General features: G+C 70.1%; 12 protein-coding genes. 10 read left to right on the forward strand and 2 right to left on the reverse strand.

The window, feature by feature from the left end:
- Positions 1-92: 92 nt before the first annotated feature.
- Positions 93-1973, forward strand: coding sequence for a DNA/RNA helicase domain-containing protein (locus ACIBG7_RS32700; RefSeq protein WP_397338677.1), 1881 nt, complete (start codon positions 93-95; stop codon positions 1971-1973).
- On the opposite strand, the gene ACIBG7_RS32705 is transcribed toward ACIBG7_RS32700, so the two are convergent.
- Entirely contained in the window at positions 1970-2335 is a 366-nt protein-coding gene (locus tag ACIBG7_RS32705) for a VOC family protein (RefSeq protein ID WP_357923320.1), read from the reverse strand. The genes ACIBG7_RS32700 and ACIBG7_RS32705 overlap by 4 nt on opposite strands.
- A 297-nt stretch (positions 2336-2632) precedes the next feature.
- On the opposite strand from ACIBG7_RS32705, the gene ACIBG7_RS32710 reads away from it, so the two are divergent.
- On the forward strand, positions 2633-3502 hold the full coding sequence (locus ACIBG7_RS32710; protein ID WP_357922614.1) for an alpha/beta hydrolase: 870 nt from the start codon (positions 2633-2635) through the stop codon (positions 3500-3502).
- A gap of 48 nt (positions 3503-3550) precedes the next feature.
- Positions 3551-4744, forward strand: a complete 1194-nt coding sequence (locus tag ACIBG7_RS32715; protein ID WP_397338678.1) for a sensor histidine kinase — start codon at positions 3551-3553, stop codon at positions 4742-4744.
- On the opposite strand, the gene ACIBG7_RS32720 is transcribed toward ACIBG7_RS32715, so the two are convergent.
- Complete coding sequence (locus tag ACIBG7_RS32720) at positions 4719-5360, reverse strand: response regulator (RefSeq protein WP_357922620.1); 642 nt, start codon at positions 5358-5360, stop codon at positions 4719-4721. The genes ACIBG7_RS32715 and ACIBG7_RS32720 overlap by 26 nt on opposite strands.
- Positions 5361-5462: 102 nt before the next feature.
- On the opposite strand from ACIBG7_RS32720, the gene ACIBG7_RS32725 reads away from it, so the two are divergent.
- The 7 genes from ACIBG7_RS32725 to ACIBG7_RS32755 all read left to right on the forward strand — a co-directional run bounded on the left by ACIBG7_RS32725 (position 5463) and on the right by ACIBG7_RS32755 (position 18589).
- A complete protein-coding gene (locus ACIBG7_RS32725; protein ID WP_357922623.1) occupies positions 5463-5651 on the forward strand; it encodes a DUF6229 family protein in 189 nt (62 codons plus the stop codon).
- Positions 5652-5667: 16 nt separating this feature from the next.
- Complete coding sequence (locus ACIBG7_RS32730; RefSeq protein WP_397338679.1) at positions 5668-8529, forward strand: type 2 lanthipeptide synthetase LanM family protein; 2862 nt, start codon at positions 5668-5670, stop codon at positions 8527-8529.
- Positions 8526-10388, forward strand: a complete 1863-nt coding sequence (locus tag ACIBG7_RS32735) for an ABC transporter ATP-binding protein (RefSeq protein ID WP_397338680.1) — start codon at positions 8526-8528, stop codon at positions 10386-10388. The genes ACIBG7_RS32730 and ACIBG7_RS32735 overlap by 4 nt, the downstream gene beginning before the upstream one ends.
- A 63-nt stretch (positions 10389-10451) precedes the next feature.
- Positions 10452-11759 (forward strand): FAD-binding protein, encoded by a 1308-nt coding sequence (locus ACIBG7_RS32740; RefSeq protein ID WP_397338681.1) that lies wholly within the window; start codon positions 10452-10454, stop codon positions 11757-11759.
- 196 nt (positions 11760-11955) lie between these two features.
- Positions 11956-13479: a hypothetical protein gene (locus tag ACIBG7_RS32745; RefSeq protein WP_397338682.1), complete on the forward strand. Its 1524-nt coding sequence runs from the start codon at positions 11956-11958 to the stop codon at positions 13477-13479.
- Positions 13476-14207, forward strand: coding sequence for a hypothetical protein (locus ACIBG7_RS32750; RefSeq protein ID WP_397338683.1), 732 nt, complete (start codon positions 13476-13478; stop codon positions 14205-14207). Before ACIBG7_RS32745 ends, ACIBG7_RS32750 begins: the two co-directional genes overlap by 4 nt.
- Complete coding sequence (locus ACIBG7_RS32755; protein WP_397338684.1) at positions 14204-18589, forward strand: hypothetical protein; 4386 nt, start codon at positions 14204-14206, stop codon at positions 18587-18589. Before ACIBG7_RS32750 ends, ACIBG7_RS32755 begins: the two co-directional genes overlap by 4 nt.
- Positions 18590-18591 lie beyond the last annotated feature (2 nt).

Raw genomic sequence — 18591 nt, forward strand, 5'->3', positions numbered from 1 at the left:
GTACCGGTGATGCGGCCCGACGGGCTTCCGCTGCGCGCAGCGGACACGCCCCCATACCGCACGAGTCTTTCGTGCTGCCTGGGGGTTGGTCCGTGGCCGTTTTCCGGCGTCCCGCGGAGAGTCTGGTCAAGCTGGTCGCCGAGTCGGTGCCCGAACGGGTGCTCAGCGAGGTGATCGCCGACTACCTGCAAGTGAACCAGGGCATCAACCCGAGCAAGAGCGAGCGCAAGTCGTGGGACCGCAGCATCCCCATCCTCGCCCACGACCTCGTCGAGGCCGGGCTGGGCGGCGTGGAGATGCTGGTGGAGTACCAGCTCCCGCTCACCAGCAAGCGGGCCGACGTGATCCTCGCCGGCGTCGACCGCCGCACCGGCCAGGACTCCTACCTGATCGTCGAGCTCAAGCAGTGGGGCCGGGCCGAGCTGTACGACCAGGGCAACGACCGGGTCATCGTGCCGGCCATGGGGGACCGCCCCAAGCTGCATCCGGTGCTCCAGGTCCGGGGCTACTGCGAGTACCTCGCCGACTTCGTCGGGGCGCTCGACCAGCACCGCAACGCCGTACGCGGCGTCGCGTACCTGCACAACGCGCACGACCCCGACATCCAGGACCTCTACCAGCACGTCGAGGACGAGCGCACCCGGCTGTTCAGCAAGACCCGCCGCGGCGAGTTCGTCGACTACCTCAAGGCGCAGTTCGCCCCGGCCTCCGGCGCGGCGGCGGCCGACCGGCTGCTGAAGAGCGCCATCCGGCCCTCCAAGCAGTTGCTCAAGGCGGCGGCACTGGAGATCAAGAACCGCGACCAGTTCGTGCTCCTGGACGAGCAGCGCCTGGCCTTCGAGATCGCCATGCACGCCGTGGAGAAGGCCCGGGCGGCGCACTCGAAGGAAGTCGTGATCATCACCGGCGGGCCCGGCTCCGGCAAGAGCGTCATCGCGCTCTCCCTGCTGGGTGAGGCCAGCGGGCGCGGCTACTCGGCCCTGCACGCGACCGGGTCGCGTTCGTTCACCGAGACGATGCGCCGCTACGTGGCCAAGGGCTCGACCTCGATGAAGGCCATGTTCAAGTACTTCAACAACTTCATGGCCGCCAAGCCCAACGACCTCGACATCCTCATCTGCGACGAGGCCCACCGCATCCGCGAGACCTCGGCCAACCGCTTCACCCGGGCCACGGCCCGGACCGGACGCCCGCAGGTGGACGAGCTGGTCTCGGCCGCCCGGGTGCCGGTCTTCCTGCTGGACGAGCACCAGGTGGTACGGCCCGGCGAGACCGGTACCGTCGCGGACATCCGCGCGCACGCCGCGGCGCTCGGGCTCACCGTCCACCAGGTCGACCTCGACGGGCAGTTCCGGTGTGGCGGCAGCCGCAAGTACGAGGAGTGGGTGGTCCGGCTGCTCGGCCTCGACGGCGGCGATCCGCAGCCGTGGACCGGCGACGAGCACTTCGAGGTCTCCCTGGCCGAGTCGCCGCACGAGCTCGAGGCGGTGCTCCGGAGCCGGCTCGACGACGGCTACTCCGCCCGGATCACGGCCGGCTTCTGCTGGCGCTGGAGCGAGCCGAACGCCGACGACACACTGGTTCCGGACGTGCGGGTGGGCGACTGGGCACGGCCCTGGAACGTGAAGGGTGAGCGGGCGGTGGGCAACGCCCCGGCCAGCGCGTTGTGGGCGACCTCGCCGGGCGGCTTCGACCAGGTCGGCTGCGTCTACACCGCCCAGGGTTTCGAGTACGACTGGAACGGCGTCATCCTCGGCCCCGACCTGCTCTACCGCGACGGGCGGCTGGTCACCGTACGGGCGGCCAGCAAGGACCCGGCGCTGACCAAGAAGGCCGTCTCCGACCAGCAGGCCGACCGGCTGATCCGCAACACCTACAAGGTCCTGCTCACCCGCGGGATGATGGGCACCACGCTGCACTCCGTCGACCCGCGGACCCAGGACTTCCTCGCCTCGCTGCTGGAGCGGTCCTAGAGCGGGCTGACGCGGCGGTGGAGGAGGCAGAACTCGTTGCCCTCCGGGTCGGCCAGGACGTGCCAGGAGACGTCCGGGCCCTGGCCGACGTCGATGGGGCGGGCGCCGAGGTCGAGCAGGCGGCGGAGTTCGGCCTCCTGGTCGCGGTCGGTGGCGTTGAGGTCAAGGTGGAGGCGGTTCTTGACGGTCTTGGGGTCGGGGGTGCGGGCCAGGATCAGGGTGAAGGGGGACTCGGGGGAGCCGAGCTCGACCAGGTCCTCCTCCTCGGCGATGACCTCGAAGCCGAGGACCTGGCGCCAGAAGACGGCCAGGCTCCGGGGGTCCGCGCAGTCCAGGGACAGTTCGGTGATGCGGCAGGCCATGGTCCAGTATGCACACACTAGATCACCACGGCCGGGTTCCGTCGGGTAGGGTCGAGGGGTCGCGTGTCGCCGGCCGGGAGGACGGGGGCGGCATGGAGGCACCGTACCTGGGGATGATGTCGTGTCTACACACTTCACAGGCCGCACCTGAGCTAGCCGCGCTTCGCCGCGCCTCCACTCACGCCCGATGACGCACCGCCCGTGAGTCTTCTCTCTAAATGATCTTTGCGCCGTTTTCGCGTGGGCCCATGCCTGGCCGCGCGGGCGGTCGCTTCGTGTACCCGTCAGGAGTCTTCTTTGTCGTTCACGCACATCCCCGTCACGTCCGCCGAGGCCGCCGAGGTCACGGCCACCATCATGGCCATGCAGGCCGAGCCGCCCGTCCTGCCTGCCGACGCCGACCTCACCCCGGTGCTGCCCGGGCTCGCCACCTGGGTCACCGCCCCGGGTACGGCCGGCCGTACCGGAGTGACGGTCTACGTCCACGGCGGCGGGTTCGAGTACACGAACCCGCACCTGGAAACGGTCATGGCCTACCGCCTGTCGGCGGCCACGGGCCGGCCCGCGCTCCGGGTCGAGTACCGGCTCGCGCCCGAGCACCGGTACCCGGCCGCCCTCGACGACGTGCTCGCCGTCTACCGGGCTCTGCTCGACCGGGGCGTGCCCGCCTCGGAGATCATCCTGGCCGGTGAGTCCGCGGGGGCCACGCTGGTGCTGTCGGCGCTGCTCGTCCTGCGCGAGGCGGGCGAGCGGCTGCCCGGTGGCGCGCTGGCCGTCTCACCCCAGACCGACCTGGCCCTCACCGGCGCGTCCATCGACGCCAACGACGGCAAGGACTTCGTCAACCGGGCCGTCCTCGACCACGTCCGCACGCAGTACCTCGCCGGGGCCAGACCCGACGAGGCCCCCCAGTCCCCCCTGTACGGCAAGCCGCACGGCCTGCCGCCCCTGCTGCTGGTGGCGGGCACCGCGGAGGTGCTGCTCGACGACGCCCGCCGCTTCGCCGAGGCGGTCGCCGCGACGGGCGGCCCGGTGGAGCTCGACCTGTACGAGGGCCTGCCGCACGCCTTCCACGCCACGATGCTGGCCGCCACCCCGGGCCCGGTCGCGGCGACCCTGCTGCGCCGCATCACCGAGTGGACGGAACGTTTGCCGCAAATCGGGTGATGATCGCCCTGTAGAGCACCTTGAGCTCGGCAGAAGGGCGCCTCCCTCATGCGGTGGGACTCACTCGGCTGGCGCGACCCGCAGTTCCTGGCCTCCCGGCCCAGCGGCGAGCGGGTGCGCCGGTTCGTGGCCATGTTGCTGACGCTGCAGCGTCTCAGCTACCTGCTGCCCGCCGCGTCCAGCCTGTTCGCCGTCGAGCAGCTCTTCATCGACCGGGGCCGGAACGCGGCGCTGCTGGGTCTGGCCCTGGCCTGGAACGTCACGCTGTTCCTGTGGGTCGCACGGCGCGGCTGGTTCGCGCCGTGGGCGGTGGTGATCGACGTGGCGGTCACGTGCGTCCTGCTCGTGGGGGTGACCGGGGGCTGCCTGCCGGAGTCCGGCACGTGCGAGACCAACTGGTCCTCGCACGCCCTGCTCGCCACCGGGGCGCTGATCGGCGCGGTGAGCGAGCGGCCGGCGCAGTTCGCCGCGCTGCTGCCGCCGATCGTGGTCTACGCGCTCGCGCACGCGGCCGACCTGGGCCAGCGCTTCCCGGCGGCGCTGGAGCTGGCGGTGCGGGTCAACAGCTACGTCTGGTTCGCGATCATCGTCTTCTTCATCCGCCGCTACCTGGCCGCCCAGGCGACCCGGCTGGACCGGCAGGTCGAGCAGCGGCTGGCGGCCGAGGCGGCCGAGGCAGCCGAGCGGGCCCGGCTGGCGCACTACCGGGAACTGCATGACACGGTGCTGGCGACGCTGATCGCCATCGCCCGCGGCGGGCTCGACCACCACACCGAGGAGGTGCGGCGGCGATGCGCGGCCGACGCGGCGTACGTGCGGGCGCTGCTCCGGCAGGACGCGGCCGGGCCGGCCAGCGGTTTGAGCAACGGCCTGGCGCGGGCCGTGGCCAGGGCGGCGGGGCTCGGCCTGTGCGTGAGCTACGCGGCCGAAGGGGTGCCAGAGGACCTGCCCGCCGAGGTGGCGACGGCGATGACGGAGGCGGCGACGGAGGCGCTCAACAACGTGGCCAGGCACTCGGGGGAGCGGGAGGCCTGGCTCACCGCCGTCGTGCTGGACGGCGTGGTCACCGTACGGGTGGTCGATCGGGGCGCCGGGTTCGAGCCGGCCGGGATGACGCCCGGCTACGGGTGGGGGTCCTCGATGGCCGGGCGGATGCGCGAGGTGGGCGGCGCCGCGACGGTCATCACGGCGCCCGGCGAGGGGACCTGCGTGGAGCTCAGGTGGCCAGACCGTCCTCTCTGACCCGGTCGGCCAGTTCGAGCTTGGTGTAGGCGGGTCGTCCGGCCCTGCGGTACTTGTCCTTGACGCGTTCCAGGTAGTTCTTGGCGGTCCCGGGCTGCACCCCGGCGCTGCGCGCGGCCGCGGTGAGGGTCATGCCGGAGGCGTAGGCGAGCAGTACGGCCCGCTCCTGGGGCGAGAGCACCGGCCGGTCGCTGTCCCGGTCGGCCAGCCAGCCCAGGGCGAGCTCGGGGGAGATGGTCACCTGCTCCCGCGCCACCTCGCGGATCTTCCGCACCAGCGCCACCAGGTCGTGGTCCTTGGTGATGTAGCCGCTCGCCCCGGCCTCGACCATGCGCCTGGCCATGTCGCCCGAGGTCACCGCGCTCACCACGAGCACGCGGCGATGCAGGCGCACCAGCGTGCGCACGTTGTCCACCGGGTCGGAGCGGTCGGCCAGCAACAGGTCGAGCAGCACGACGTCGGCCGGCGCCCGTTCGGTGGCGAGGAGTTCGGCCACGGTCGCCGCGCAGCCGGCCAGCCGTACGTCGGGGACGCCGGCCAGCCAGGCGGCGAGTCCCTCGATGAGCATGCGGTCGTCGTCGACCAGCGAAACGGTGATCACGACCGTCTTTCTCATATCCCGATTGACCTGTCAAGTGCGCAGTTATGGCGGCTACCGGTCAACGAACTCGCGGCGGATCCTGACGCCAAGTCCGACATGTCCGACCAAGGAGGAAGCATGACCGTGACCCTCGACAGGGCCGAGGAGATCATCGCCGCCTGGCGGGCGGGCGAGGAGCCGGACAGCCCGGCCGGCCCGCTGCTGCCCGGCCTGTACGCCGAGTCCGAGATCACCATGACCGGCCCCGGCTACTCCGGCAAGTGCGGGACCGCCTGCTCGGGCTCCTACACCCGCTACTGCTGCTGAGCGGGGGCGGGAATCCATGGCCGGTGAGTTCGACCCCCCGTTGGACGTGCTGCTCGGACCGGCTCTGGCCGACCTGGAGGCCCGGCTGGGGGCGCTCACCGGCCTCGCTCCGGCCGAGCGCGACGCCATCCTCGACGGCGCCACGCGCTCGCTCGACGAGGACGTCCGCCGGAAGATCACCCGGTTGCTGGTGCTGGAGCTCAACGCCGCCCGGCTGGCCGGCCGGCTGACCGGCGCCGACCCGGCGGCGAGGTGGGCGGAGTGGAAGCGCTCCGTCGCGGAACCCGCCTTCTGGCAGGCGCTGGCCGAGCCGTACCCCAGCCTGCTGCCCAGGCTCGCGACGGTGATCGGCAACCGGTGCGAGGCGGCCCACCGCTTCGCCGCCAGGTTCGCCGCGGACCGCGCGGCGCTGGCCACGCTCCCCGGCGCGCCGTCGGGCGCGCTCACGCGGGTCGACTTCGGCGCCGGCGACAGCCACCGGGGCGGCCAGAGCGTCATCCTCGTGCACGGCGAGGACGGCCGGGTCATCTACAAGCCGCGCTCGCTGGCGGTGGACGCCGCCCTCGCCGGCCTGCTCACCCACCTCGGCCTGTCCACCATGCGCGTGCCCGCCGTGGTGACCAGGCAGGAGTACGGCTGGGCCGAACACATCGAGCACCGCCACTGCGCCGACCCCGCCGAACTGCGCGGCTTCTACCGCGGCATGGGCCACTGGCTGGCCCTCATGCGCCTGCTCGGCGGCAGCGACCTGCACGCGGAGAACCTCATCGCCGCCGGTCCGAACCCCGTGGTCGTCGACTGCGAGAGCCTGTTCACCCCCGTCGTCAAAGCCCGGCCCTCGGGGTACGGCGAGGCCTTCGACCTGGCCGTGGAGCTGGTCGACACCTCGGTCATGCGCACCGGCCTCCTGCCCGGACGCGGCGTGGCGCTCGGCTGGCGCGGAGTCGACATGTCGGCGGCCGGCGCGCTGCCCGGCCAGCAGCCGCAGATCGAACTGCCGATCGTGCTCGGCGCGGGCACCGACAGCCCCCGGATGGGCACCGAACGGGTGGACCTGCCGCCGGCCGCCAACCACCCGAGCCCGTCACCGGTGCTCGGCCAGTACTGGGACGTGATCCTCGCCGGGTTCGACGAGCTCGACGAGCGGCTGGGCGAACTCGACCGGTCCGGCAAGCTGGAACCGCTGCTGTCCGGCTTCGCCGGCTGCCCGGTCCGTGCGGTGTTGCGCTCCACGGAGTCGTACGCCGAGCTGGGCCGCATGCTCTGGCACCCCGCCGCGTTGCACGACGAGGCCCCGGCGCGGGCCAAGGCCGCCGCGTTGCTGGCCAAGATGTCGCAGAACGTGCCCGGCGCGCCGGGCGACGCGGCGATCATCGCGGCCGAGGTGGACGAGCTGTGCCACGGCGACATCCCGATGTTCGACACCACCCCGCGGTACGGCGTGCTGACCGGGCCGGCCGGGACGCGCTGCGGCCCAGAACGCGACCTGATCGCCGAGGCGCTCGACCGCTGGCGGGCCCGCGAGCACGGCCTGGACCGCCGCGTCGCGCAGGCCGCCCTGGTCAGCGCCTACCTCAACGAGGGGTGGATGCCCGAGGACGCCCGCCTGGTCACCGGCCCGCTCCGCACCACCGACCTGGACCAGCGGCGACGGGCCGCGGCGGCCGGGATCATGCGTGGCGTCCTCGACAGCGCCGTCCGCGGCGCCGACGGGACCGTCACCTGGATCACGCCCACCCTCAACCCGACCGGCTGGGCCGTCCAGCCCCTGTCCACCGACCTGTACGGCGGGGCCCACGGAGTGGCCCTCCTGCTGGCCGCCTACCTTCGGGAGAGCTCTTCCGGGCGGGCTGAGCCGGTTGACGGGGTGCCGGAGCTTCTGGAAGCGGTCCTGCGCACCCTTCGCCGGACGGAGGACCAGGACGCGGCCAAGCGGGGGGAGGCCATGCGGCTGCGGCCTGACCCGCCTGGGGCTTACCTGGGGGTTGCCTCGCAGGTTTGGGGGTGGCTGCTGCTCCGCGACCTGGATGTCACCGATCTGGACGCTTCTCGTGATGAGGCGCTGACCAGGGCTGTGGCCCTCGCCGAGCTGCTGCCTGCCGCGATCGAGGCCGACGACAGCTACGACCTGCTCTCCGGCATGGCGGGAGCGATCGTCCCCCTCCTACGCCTGGCCGAACGAACCGGCCAGACCCGATGGTCCGACCTCGCCCACTCCATCGGCACCCGCCTCGCCGGCCTGGCCGTCACCCGGTCCGGAGGCGTCTGCTGGCCCAGCCCCCGCTTCCCCCAGGGCCTCGGCGGCCTGGCCCACGGAGCCACCGGCATCGGCTGGGCCCTGTCCCGCCTCGACGGCTTCCAAGAGCTCGCCGAGGCCGCCTTCACCTACGAGGAAACCCTGTACGACCCCCGCCAGCTCGGCTGGGTGGACCTGCGAGGCGACGGCTTCACCGCAGCCGCCTGGTGCCACGGCGCGGGCGGGGTCGGCCTGGTCGCCGCCGACCAGCTCGCCCGCACCGGCGACGAGATCTGGCGCGACCGCCTGGCTCGGGCCGCCGCCTCTTGCTGGGCCGACGGCACCGGCTGGAACCACACCCTCTGCCACGGCGACCTGGGCTCCTGGGAGGTGATCGAGCTGGCTCGCACGGCAGGGGTCGCCCCGGTGGCGCAGGAACGGCTCGCCGCGCACATCCTGGGCAGCCTGGAAACCAACGGCCCGATCAGCGGACTGGCCCGCGACGCCTTCTCACCCAGCCTCCTGCCCGGCCTGGGCGGCGTGGCCTACCAACTCCTCCGCCTCCACCCGGAAGCCCACCTCCCCTCCCTCCTCCTACCAGGTCTTTCCTCCCCGGATCGCCTCCCTCCGGAGCCGATGTGACCGACCCTGCCCCCGAAGCCCCGGCCCCCACGGACGAGATCGTCGCCCCCTACTGGCATCTCGACCGCCAGGAGGGCCCAAGCCGCACCCTCGCCATAGCCCCCATCCTCCGCCTGATCTGGACCGCAGGCCCCCGCCCGGCCCTGGCCATCGTCCTCCTCCAACTGACCGCCGGCGCAGCCACCGCCAGCGGCCTTCTCGCCACCACCTCCGTCCTCCACACCCTCCTCACCGCCCCCGACCGCCTCCCCGCCGCCCTCCCGGGCCTGGCCCTGCTCGCCACCCTCCTGACCCTCCGCGCCGCAGCCGAGGCCGCCGTCGAGATGGCCCGCGCCCGCCTCGAACCCGCGCTCCGCCGTACCGCCGAGGAACACCTGATGGCCGCCGCCCTGGGCGTACAACTGGGCGACTTCGACGACGTCGACTTCTACGACGGCCTCCACCGAGCCCGCGACCGCGGCCTGTTCCACCTCGACCGCGCCGCCGCCAACCTCGTCGACCTGCTCGGCGCCGCCTGCGGGGTCGTCGCCGCCGCGGTCGGCCTGGCCGTCCTGCACCCGCTGCTCCTGCCGATCCTGCTGGTCAGCGTCCTGCCCGAGTCCTGGGCGGTGCTCAGGGCCGCCCGGCTCGGCTACGCCGGGATGCGCAGCATGGTCACCCTCAACCGCCGCGTCGAGCTGCTCGGCGAGCTCGCCACCGGCCGTGAGCCCGCCGCCGAGCTGCGGGCCTGCCAGGCCGAGCCGTACGTCCTGGCCGAGTACCGGCAGGCGGCCGACCAGCTCAAGGCGCAGGAGACGCGGGTCGGCCTGGCGATGGCGCGCACCCGTACCCTCGGCCGGGCCGCCGGTGGCCTGGCGATGCTCGGCGTGCTGGCCGTGCTCGGGGCGATGTTGCAGGCGGGCTGGCTAGCCCTGGCCGCCGCGGGCACGGTCGTGATCGCCGTCCGGGTGGCGGCGGCTGCGCTCAAGCAGCTCGCCCAGGCGGCCAATCAGCTCTTCGAGCAGGTCATGTACGTCGCCGACTACCACGACTTCCTCGCCGACGCCGCCGCGCGCCGCCGTCCCTCCGGTGGTACGGCAGCGCCCCGCGCCCCCGAGCGCATCACCCTGCACGGCGTCACCTTCACCTACCCCGGCGCCGGACGGCCCGCGTTGAGCGACATCGACCTCACCATCCACGCCGGCCAGACCATCGCCCTCGTCGGCGAGAACGGCTCGGGCAAGACCACCCTCGCCAGGCTGCTGGCCGGCCTCTACCGACCGACCTCCGGGACCGTCCGCTGGGACGGCCTCGACACCGCCGGCCTCGATCCGGTCACCCTCGCCGACCGGGTCGTCCTCGTCCCGCAGCACCCCGTCCGCTGGCCGCACGACGCCCGGACCAACGTCCGCATGGGCCGCCACGACCGCCGCGACCCCGACGACCAGGCCCTGACCGAGGCCGCCTCTCTCGCCGCCGCCGACACGGTCATCTCTGACCTGCCGCAGGGCTGGAACACCCTGCTCTCCAAGCAGTTCAGAGGCGGCCATGAGCTCTCCGCCGGCCAGTGGCAGCGCCTGGCCGTCGCCCGCGGCCTCTTCCGCGACGGCCCCCTGCTCATCTGGGACGAACCCACCGCCCCGCTCGACGCCAAGGCCGAGTACGCCGTCTACGAGACGCTCCGCAAGATCGCCGGCGAACGAACCGTCCTGCTCATCACCCACCGTCTCACCTCGGTACGGCACGCGGACCGCATCTTCCTCCTGCACCGCGGCCGCATCACGGAGGCTGGAACCCACGACGAACTCCTCGCCCTGTCGGGCCACTACGCCGAGCTTTACGCCCTCCAAACCGGCACAACCCCCCAGCAATGCCCATGAGCCCCTTTGAAACGGCGGCCCGCCCATGAGGCTGATCCACCTTCTTGAAACGGCGGCCCGCCCATGCGGCTGATCAACCCGGGAGACCCCGGCTACCAGGCCAGACGCAAGGCCTTCCTGAACACCGCCCACCCCGAACCACACCCCACCCTGATCGCCTGCTGCGAAACCGGGAACGACATCCCCACCGCCCTCGCCCTGGCCCAATCCCACGGCCTGCCGTACGCCATCCGCGGCGGCGGCCACAGCTTCGCCGACCACTCCTCCACCACCGGCGTCCTCATCGACCTGAGCCCGCTGAAATCCATCGACCTGGACCTCAAGGCCGAAACCGTCCGTATCGCCCCGGGCGTCCAGATCGGCGAACTCGCCCGCCACCTCGCCCCCCACCACCGCCTCGTCCCCTGCGGCTGGTGCCCCACCGTCGGCGTCATGGGCGCCGTCCTGGGCGGCGGCTACGGCGTCTTCAGCCGCCTGTACGGCCTGGGCGCCGACCATCTGCTCTCGGCAAGCGTCCTCCTCCCGAACGGCACCCACCTCGACGCCGACCCCGACCTCCTCTGGGCCCTTCGCGGCGCCGGCGCCGCCCGCTTCGGCGTCGTCACCTCCATGACCCTCCGCACCCGCCCGGCCCTCCCCGCCATCGCCGTCCAGGCCGTCGTCGACTTCTCCCACGCCGCCGCACTCATCGACACCTGGCAACACTGGGCTCCGTCAGCCCCGGACGAGGTCAACCTCGAACTCGCGATCGCCGCCCCCGACGACCCTGACGACCCGCCGTACGCGGTCCTGTTCGGCGTCGTAGCCGGCCCGGAAGACTGGACCCGCAAGCAAATGGCAGACCTCCTGCCGCTGCATGACGTCACCTTCAATCCCCTCGACGCGCGCGCCGCCGCCTGCCACCACGCCTATGCCGACGACGCCGGCGGCCCCGTCACCACTGTTCCTGAAGGGGAACGCCCCGGCCTCCGGCTGAACAAGTCGGGCTTCTTCTCCGACCCTTTGCCACGTGCGGCAATCGAGGACCTGCTCGACCGGTTGGTGGCTGACCGCGTTTATGGCGAGTCCCGCGACCTGGAGTTCGTCCCATGGGCCGGCGCCATCGGACGTGTCGAGCCAACGGCCACGGCCTTCTTCCACCGTCGGCCGCGTTTCCTGCTCAAGCAGTCGGTCCAACTGGGCTTCCGCTCCAGCGACTCACGCCGGCAGGAGTCCCGCGCCCGGCTGCACCACTCCTGGGCACCTTTGGGGGAGCGTTCGATCGGCGTTTATCCCAATTATCCCGATGCAGAGCTACCAGATCCGCTTCGGTCCTACTACGGCGACAACCTCGCGCGACTTCAGGAGCTCATGGCCGTTTATTCACCCTAAAGGATAGCCGAAATCGTATTGACGCAAGCCGAATCAAGGGTGAAGCTTAGGCCTTAATTGAATTCGCCCATCGTGCCATTTCAAAGTGTCAGCGCGCGATGGTAGAAGGAGGCCTATGACGCCATTCTCTGCGGAGGCGGACGAGCCGGAAGGTAGACCTGGGGCGGGAGAAGTCCTGCCCATCGGGTCCGCCGGCTTGACGGTGCACGAGTCGTCCTTCCCCGCACGTGTGGCGGCTTTCCTGCGCTTCAGCCCGGTGATCGAAGCCGCGCAAACGGCCCATCGCCGTGACTGGCCGGAGGACACCTACGACATCGTCACCCTGGCCTTGACCGCCATCGACCTGGTCGTAGCGCGCCAGGGCTTCGAGTTCGAGGCCACTCGGCAGGACGTGGTGGACGCGTTGTCGGCCTTGTGCGGCCTGGCGGCTCCTAGCCGTCCGGTCGGAGAGCACGTAGACGTGGCCTCCTTCGTCGTGGACGCTCTGCTCAACCGGCCAAGCGGCCAGGCCCCCTTTCGGTACGTCACCAGCGACTACTCCGATCAGGAAACAGGCCATCGGCGCCGCGAAGTGCCTTTCTCCCTACTGGTCGAGCATGACCATGCCTCGCGCGACGAGAACGTGCTGCGCGCAACGAAAGACGCCATCAACGCCTTGATCGGCGGACTCGACTTCGATGTCGAAGACGAGCAGGTGGCCACTGAGCTGGTGCTCGAAAGGCAACTGGCCCGTAACGCCTTCGATGCCGCCCTGAAGTCTGCAGAACGAGCCCGGCTGCTTTCCGCCAGCCTTGCCGAAGGGCTTGACCGGCTGCTGAAGCAAACCCGCAGAGACCTGCGAATCGTTACGGAAGAATGGGCCGAGGCCGTCCCGGACCGCCTGGATGCCGCCCGCACCCACATCAGGGAGCGGCTGAAATCCGAACGCCTTCTCCTGGAGAAAGTCCGAAACGCCTTGGTGAGCGGTGAGGTGAAACTGCTCACCTCCGCTCTGCGGATCGCGCAGCTGCTGGAGGAATGCCAGCGTCGCCACGAGGCCCTGCACCACCGGGTCATCGCCGCCCGCGGAGTTTTCCTGGAGGAACAGGAACGCCAAGCCTTCCGCCCGCCCGCGTCAGTCGCCTTGCCGGATCCGCAGCAGGAGATCCTGCTGCCGTTGCTCGAATGGGGCAGCGCCGCGGCCAGCAGCCTGACCGAGCGGTTCCTGACCGACATGGCAGGACCTCGCCCTCCCCGGCTACCTCGCCTGTATCGGCTGGTCAACGACCTGTGGGCGCGCAACGGCGCCGTCGGCGCTGGCGAGCGGAGCGATGAGGACGAAGTCGAACTCGCTGAGTTGCCCGCACCACTGATCCGCCCGGAGGTCGTCGAGCTGGCGATCCGTGCCGTGCGCAGCGTGGGTCTGCCCGCCAGGCTTTCCCGGCTGCTGGACGCGTGCCTGAACGATGCCCAAGTCGCTTCCCTGCACCTCCGCCAGCAGGGCGCCGAGGTCCTCAACCTAGCGGTGTTGTGGGCCTTCTCTCCGGAGGAGGCCGACGACGAGGGCGGCCGGATGGCCGAGGACCTGATGGCCCGCATTCTGGGTTCACGAACCGTCGTGGACACCGATGGCACCCCGTTGCGACTGTCGGGCTGGGACGGTGACGACGTGATCGTCGCTCCGGACGCCGCGTCGCTGCTCGACGCGAAGCCGGTTCCGATCAGCAGGGAGTCCCGATGAGCCTTGTCGACACCGACCACAACGACATCGGCCTGCTGGTGTCATTCGCGATCCGGCCGACGCAGCGGCCTGGCCGACATCCTGACTACCAGCGGGTCTTGAGCCGCTATCGGACGGAGTTGGAGTTCAAGTCCGCCACCAATGCGATCTTGCACGGCTTGGGCGCGAGAGTGCTCTCGGATGGTGACTTCGGGCTCATCCTCGGTGTCGAGGCGGAGTCCCCGCTGGCCTTCCGGGTTTCCGACTTGCCGAACACCGGAAAGCCGGAGAACCGGCTGTTGGCCGGTTTGGTGCTCACCGGCCTGGTCGCCTACGCCTATCCCAGTACGCAGGAACTCGACGATGACCGCGTTCGGCGGGTGTCAGCCAGGGATCTCGATGCTTGGTTGCGTGAGCTGTGCGAGCGGCTGCGCTCCCACGACGCAGCCGGCGACGTCATCCCGGAAGAGGGCCTCGACGAGGCCTGGCGGATCTTTGTGGCCATGCCCTCGGTGCATTACGGCGAAGCCGGCCGCGGCTTCGGCAAGTTGACCAGCCGGTGCACGCGCTACTGGGTGCAGACGATTCTGGGCTGGTTGACCCAGCAAGGCATGGCCCGCCCCGACAGCTCGGCCGAAGACGCCTGGACTCTGACCGAGCGGTTCCGTGTTCACGCCAGAGAGGTCGCTCTTGAAAGGGCTTACAGCTTCATCGCCGAAGTGCATCGCAGAGAGGACGCACGCGGATGACCTATCAACTCGCCGCACTTCGGTTTCGGACAGTGGGCGAACGGTCTGCCCGATTCATCGATCTTCCGCTCGACTTCACCGCGCCTGTCGATGGCGGCGCCGTACCGCAAGACTCGGTGGTCTGGCTGCGCAACGGCGGAGGCAAGTCGAGCATCCTGTCGCTGACGTATGCGCTGCTCTTGCCGCACGCCAACGACTTCATGGGCAAGTCGGTGCAGCGGAGTCTCACCGACTATGTCGACAGCGGCGACACCTCCCACGTCATCGCGACCTGGCATCCCCATGACGCCGGCCGGACTCTGCTGGGAGACCCAGAAGAAGTCCTCGTCACCGGCGTGGTCCATGAGTGGGCCGACCTACGCCGGCCGGCAAAGGCAGCAGACTCCAAGGAGAAACTGAGCAGTTGCTTCTACGCCTTTCACGCAGTGCCCGGTGTCCTGGATTCGCAGACTCTGCCGTTCTGTGACGAGGCCGGACGTCCCAGGCGACTGGCCGGGTTCCTCGAAGAACTGCGCGAGCTGGCCAAGGCGCATGGGCGGCACCCCAACCTGGTGATTACCGATAAGCAGCATGTCTGGACGCAAGCCTTGTTGGACCGGCATCTGGACCCGGAAATCTTCCGTACGCAGAAGCAGATGAACCACGTCGAGGGCGGCGTGGAAGACCTGTTCAAGTTTCCGGCCGCCAAGGACTTCATCAACTTTCTCCTGGACCTGGCGACGCAACCGGAGGCCGCCACCAGCGTTGCGACCCGGCTCGCCAGCGTCACTGAACTGCTGGCAGCCAAGCCACGGAAGATCGAGGAGCGCGAGTTCTGCGTCGCTACCGCCGACGAGCTGAGCGAGGTCGCTGCCGGCTACGAACGGGTGCAAGCCGCCACCGATGAGCAGATCGCCATGACCACGGCCGCGGAGACTCTAGCGGCCTCCTTCGCCGCCGCAATCGCTACCGCAGATGAGCTCAAGGAGAGTCTGCGGAGGCAGTTGGTGGCGTTCGGAGAGGCCCGCACCGCGGCCAACAACGATCGCTCCGCCGCCAACGACTTGGTTTACCTCTACCGCAGGGAAGGTGCCAAGCTGCGGCTGGCCGAAGCCGAAGCGCAAGAGCAGAAGACCGAGCAGCGGGTCGGAAGCGGACGAGCACTGGTGCAGGCTTGGGAGACCACCATCCTCCTTGCTGCCTATACCGATCTGCAGTCCCGCCTGGCCCAGGCGGAGCTGCTGGCTGCTGCCGAGGAGGCCGAGATTGCCCCGCTGCGCGACGAACACGCGCGGCATGCGGCAGTGCTGCGGCACAGGCTGACGATGCTCGCCGACGAAGCCGACTTCGCCGCAGACCTGGCCGAGGAGCAGGAAGGGACGGCCCGCGAGCTCTGGGCGAGTTGCGAAGAGGCGGCGGAACGAGCCCGCGAGGAGCTGTCGAAGGCGACCACCGACGAGACCCAAGCCCAAACGCAGCTCGACATCCTCGACCAACGCCGCCAGGAAGGCGTTGAACGAGGTCATCTGCCTGGTCCTACCGTCTCGCCCGAAGACCATCTCGTCAGCGTGATCGACGCACAGGCTGAGATCACACAGCAGCTTGAGAATCTGGCGACCCGGTGCAACGACCGTCGTGCTCGCCGTACCAACATCGCCGAGCGGGAAACCACCCTGGCAGGCGAACGCAGCGCCGCCGACGCGGCGCGCACAGTCGCAGGAGAACGGCAGGCCGAGCTGACGGCCAGGTGGTCCGAACTGACCGGTTCCGAGCGCTTGCGTGGCCTGGCGGAGGTCGCGGAGGACGAAGCCATCGACGTGTGGGCCGAAGGCCCGCTTCTGCTGCGCCGGTTGAGCGACGCGGTGATCGCCGCCGACGATGAACGCATCCTGCGCAGAGCCGAACAACACGCCGACAGACGGACCATCGAGGCGCAAGAGCGAAACCAGGTCCTGCCCTCCAGCCTGGACGCCGAACGCATCGAACGGGAGCTCCTGGACGCTGGAGTACCCGCTCAAACAGGCTGGGCGCACCTGCGCTCGGTCATCCCCGCGCAGCGGTTGGCGAGCGCGCTGGACCTACCCGAGATCGCACGTCTCGGTTCCGGCGTGGTGGTGCCGACCGCCCGCATTGCCGATGCGATCAAGGTCCTCGACTCCCATGCGATCGAGACCACGTCCCTGGTGGGCGTCTATTCCGCGGAAGCCGCCGATGCTGTGGTCCGGGGCGGGACGGTGGCCGATCCCATGACCGCCGCGGCCTGGATGCGACTGCAGCCCGGTCTGGTTGACCAGGCCGAGGCGGAAGCGGCGGTCCGCCTGCTCAAGGAACGCGCTCATGCGCACACCCGCAAAGAACAGGAACTGACTCGGCAGCGGGCAGCCGACGACGAACTGCGGCGCACCGTCTCCCGCTTCCTCGACGACTGCCCCGCCGGCCATCTGACCATGCTGAGCGAGGAGATCGAGCGGCTCGACCGCAGGCTGCAATCCATCGACGACGAGCAGAAACGCAACAAAGCGGAGTTGGAGGGCCTCGACGGCGCCGACCGGCTAGACGACACCAGGCGTGAAGTGCTCAACAGCAACCTTCGCCAGGCGGAGACCACCATCACCTGGCTTCGGGACTTTGCCCTCGCCGTAGCCGACGCGGCCGGTTGGCATCATCAGGTGTCCGATGCCCGAGCACGAGCCGCCAAGGCGGACCAGGACTTTCGTCAGCACCAGGCAGACGCCAGGCAGGCGCTCCTCGATGCCCAGCAGCGGGCAAACACCGCCAGATCCGAACGCGACCGAGCCCTCGGCTACCGATCAGAACGCGACAGCCTCCCAGAGGAGAGCATCGATCACCTCGGCGCCGACGAAGATCGGGCCACGCCGTTGGAGACTTTGCGCGGTCGCCGGCTTGACGCACTCAAGGCGCTCGAATCACGCGCGGCTCAGTCAGTGCTGGCCGACCGGGTGCAGAGCCTCAGCCAGCAAGTCGCTCAAGCAAAAAGTGAGCTTCTGCAACGCCCTGCCGACGATCGGGCAACCGCCGAGCACTTGCTTGCCAGCCCCGAAGGACAGGAACCGCTCCTACGATCGGCTGCCCTGGCTCAGGCTCGGCAGGGGGTCGAACAGGCGGTGGGCGAATGGGGCGCCGCGAAGAATCAGGTGAAGCAGTGCCGTGAGGATCTCAAAGAGATCGAACAGCTCTATCGGCAACCGCCCCGCCGGACACTGCCCGTCGTGCCGGATACGTCTGAGGAGGCGGAGGCTCTCGCCGCCGAACAGGAGCTGCGCAGTCATAAGGCCAAGGAACGGGTGACCGAGGCGGAAGGCCTGATCGGCGCGGTCGAGCAGCAGACATCACAGGCCGACCACCGCATGACGCTCCTGGGAACGCTCTTGGAGGCGCTCCCAGATCCGGGTGTGCGCTTTGCGGAGCCATTCGCGGACGACGAGGACGCCGCACGCGCCCGCTCCAAGCAGGTCAGAGAGGCCATGAGTGCCGCCAGCAAGATCCGCACCGCCGCAGAGGCCCAGCTCACCGCCTCAGTGGACCGGCTGCGGCGCACAGCCGCGCGTTTCCCTGGCATCTCCGGGCCGATGAAAGACCGGGTCGCGAACGATTCACCCCCACTTCTCGGCCCGCACGCCGGGGACCTGCGTGACAAACTTCGGCTGCGCGCCCAGACCTTGGCGGGTGAGCTCGGCGCAATCGCCCAAGATCAAGCCATTCTGAGCGAGGCGCTCGCCCAGTTGGTGAAGGACAGCTTCGACATGCTCGGCAAGGCCGAGCGTGCCTCACACATGAAGACCGGTTCCGGATCGTGGGCCGACAAGAAGGTACTGCGCATCAGTTTTGACCGGCCAAGCGATGCTGACCTGGTGGTCTATGCCGAACGAGTCATCGACAGGCTCGTGGAAAAGGGGCTCAAACCCGAGGGGATGCCCCTGCTCAAGGCCGCGGTGCACGAAGCCGCCGGGCCGCGGGGGTTCACCGTCAAGGTGCTCAAGCCCACGGATGACACCAGCGGAACCACCGAAGACATCAGTCGCCTCGCCAAGTGGAGCGGCGGCGAGAAACTGACCGTGTGCGTCGCGCTCTACTGCACCCTCGCCGCGTTGCGCGCCGCCCACACCGGCCGGAAGGGACGATCCGGCGGGGTCTTGCTGCTCGACAACCCCATCGGCCGAGCTTCGTCCTCGTCTTTGGTACGGCTTCAGCGGGATGTCGCTGCCTCGCATGGAGTCCAGCTCATCTACACGACCGGGGTGAAGGACCCGGCGGCCGTGATCCAGTTTCCTAACGTCATCCGGCTCGACAACCGAGAAGGCCGGGGACAAAGCCGCCGCTACATCGTGCCAGAGGCCAGTGTCGTCACCGGCATCCGTGTCGCACACGCCGACCACCCGTGAGA

The organism is Nonomuraea sp. NPDC050328, from assembly GCF_044459405.1.
Lineage (GTDB): Bacteria > Actinomycetota > Actinomycetes > Streptosporangiales > Streptosporangiaceae > Nonomuraea.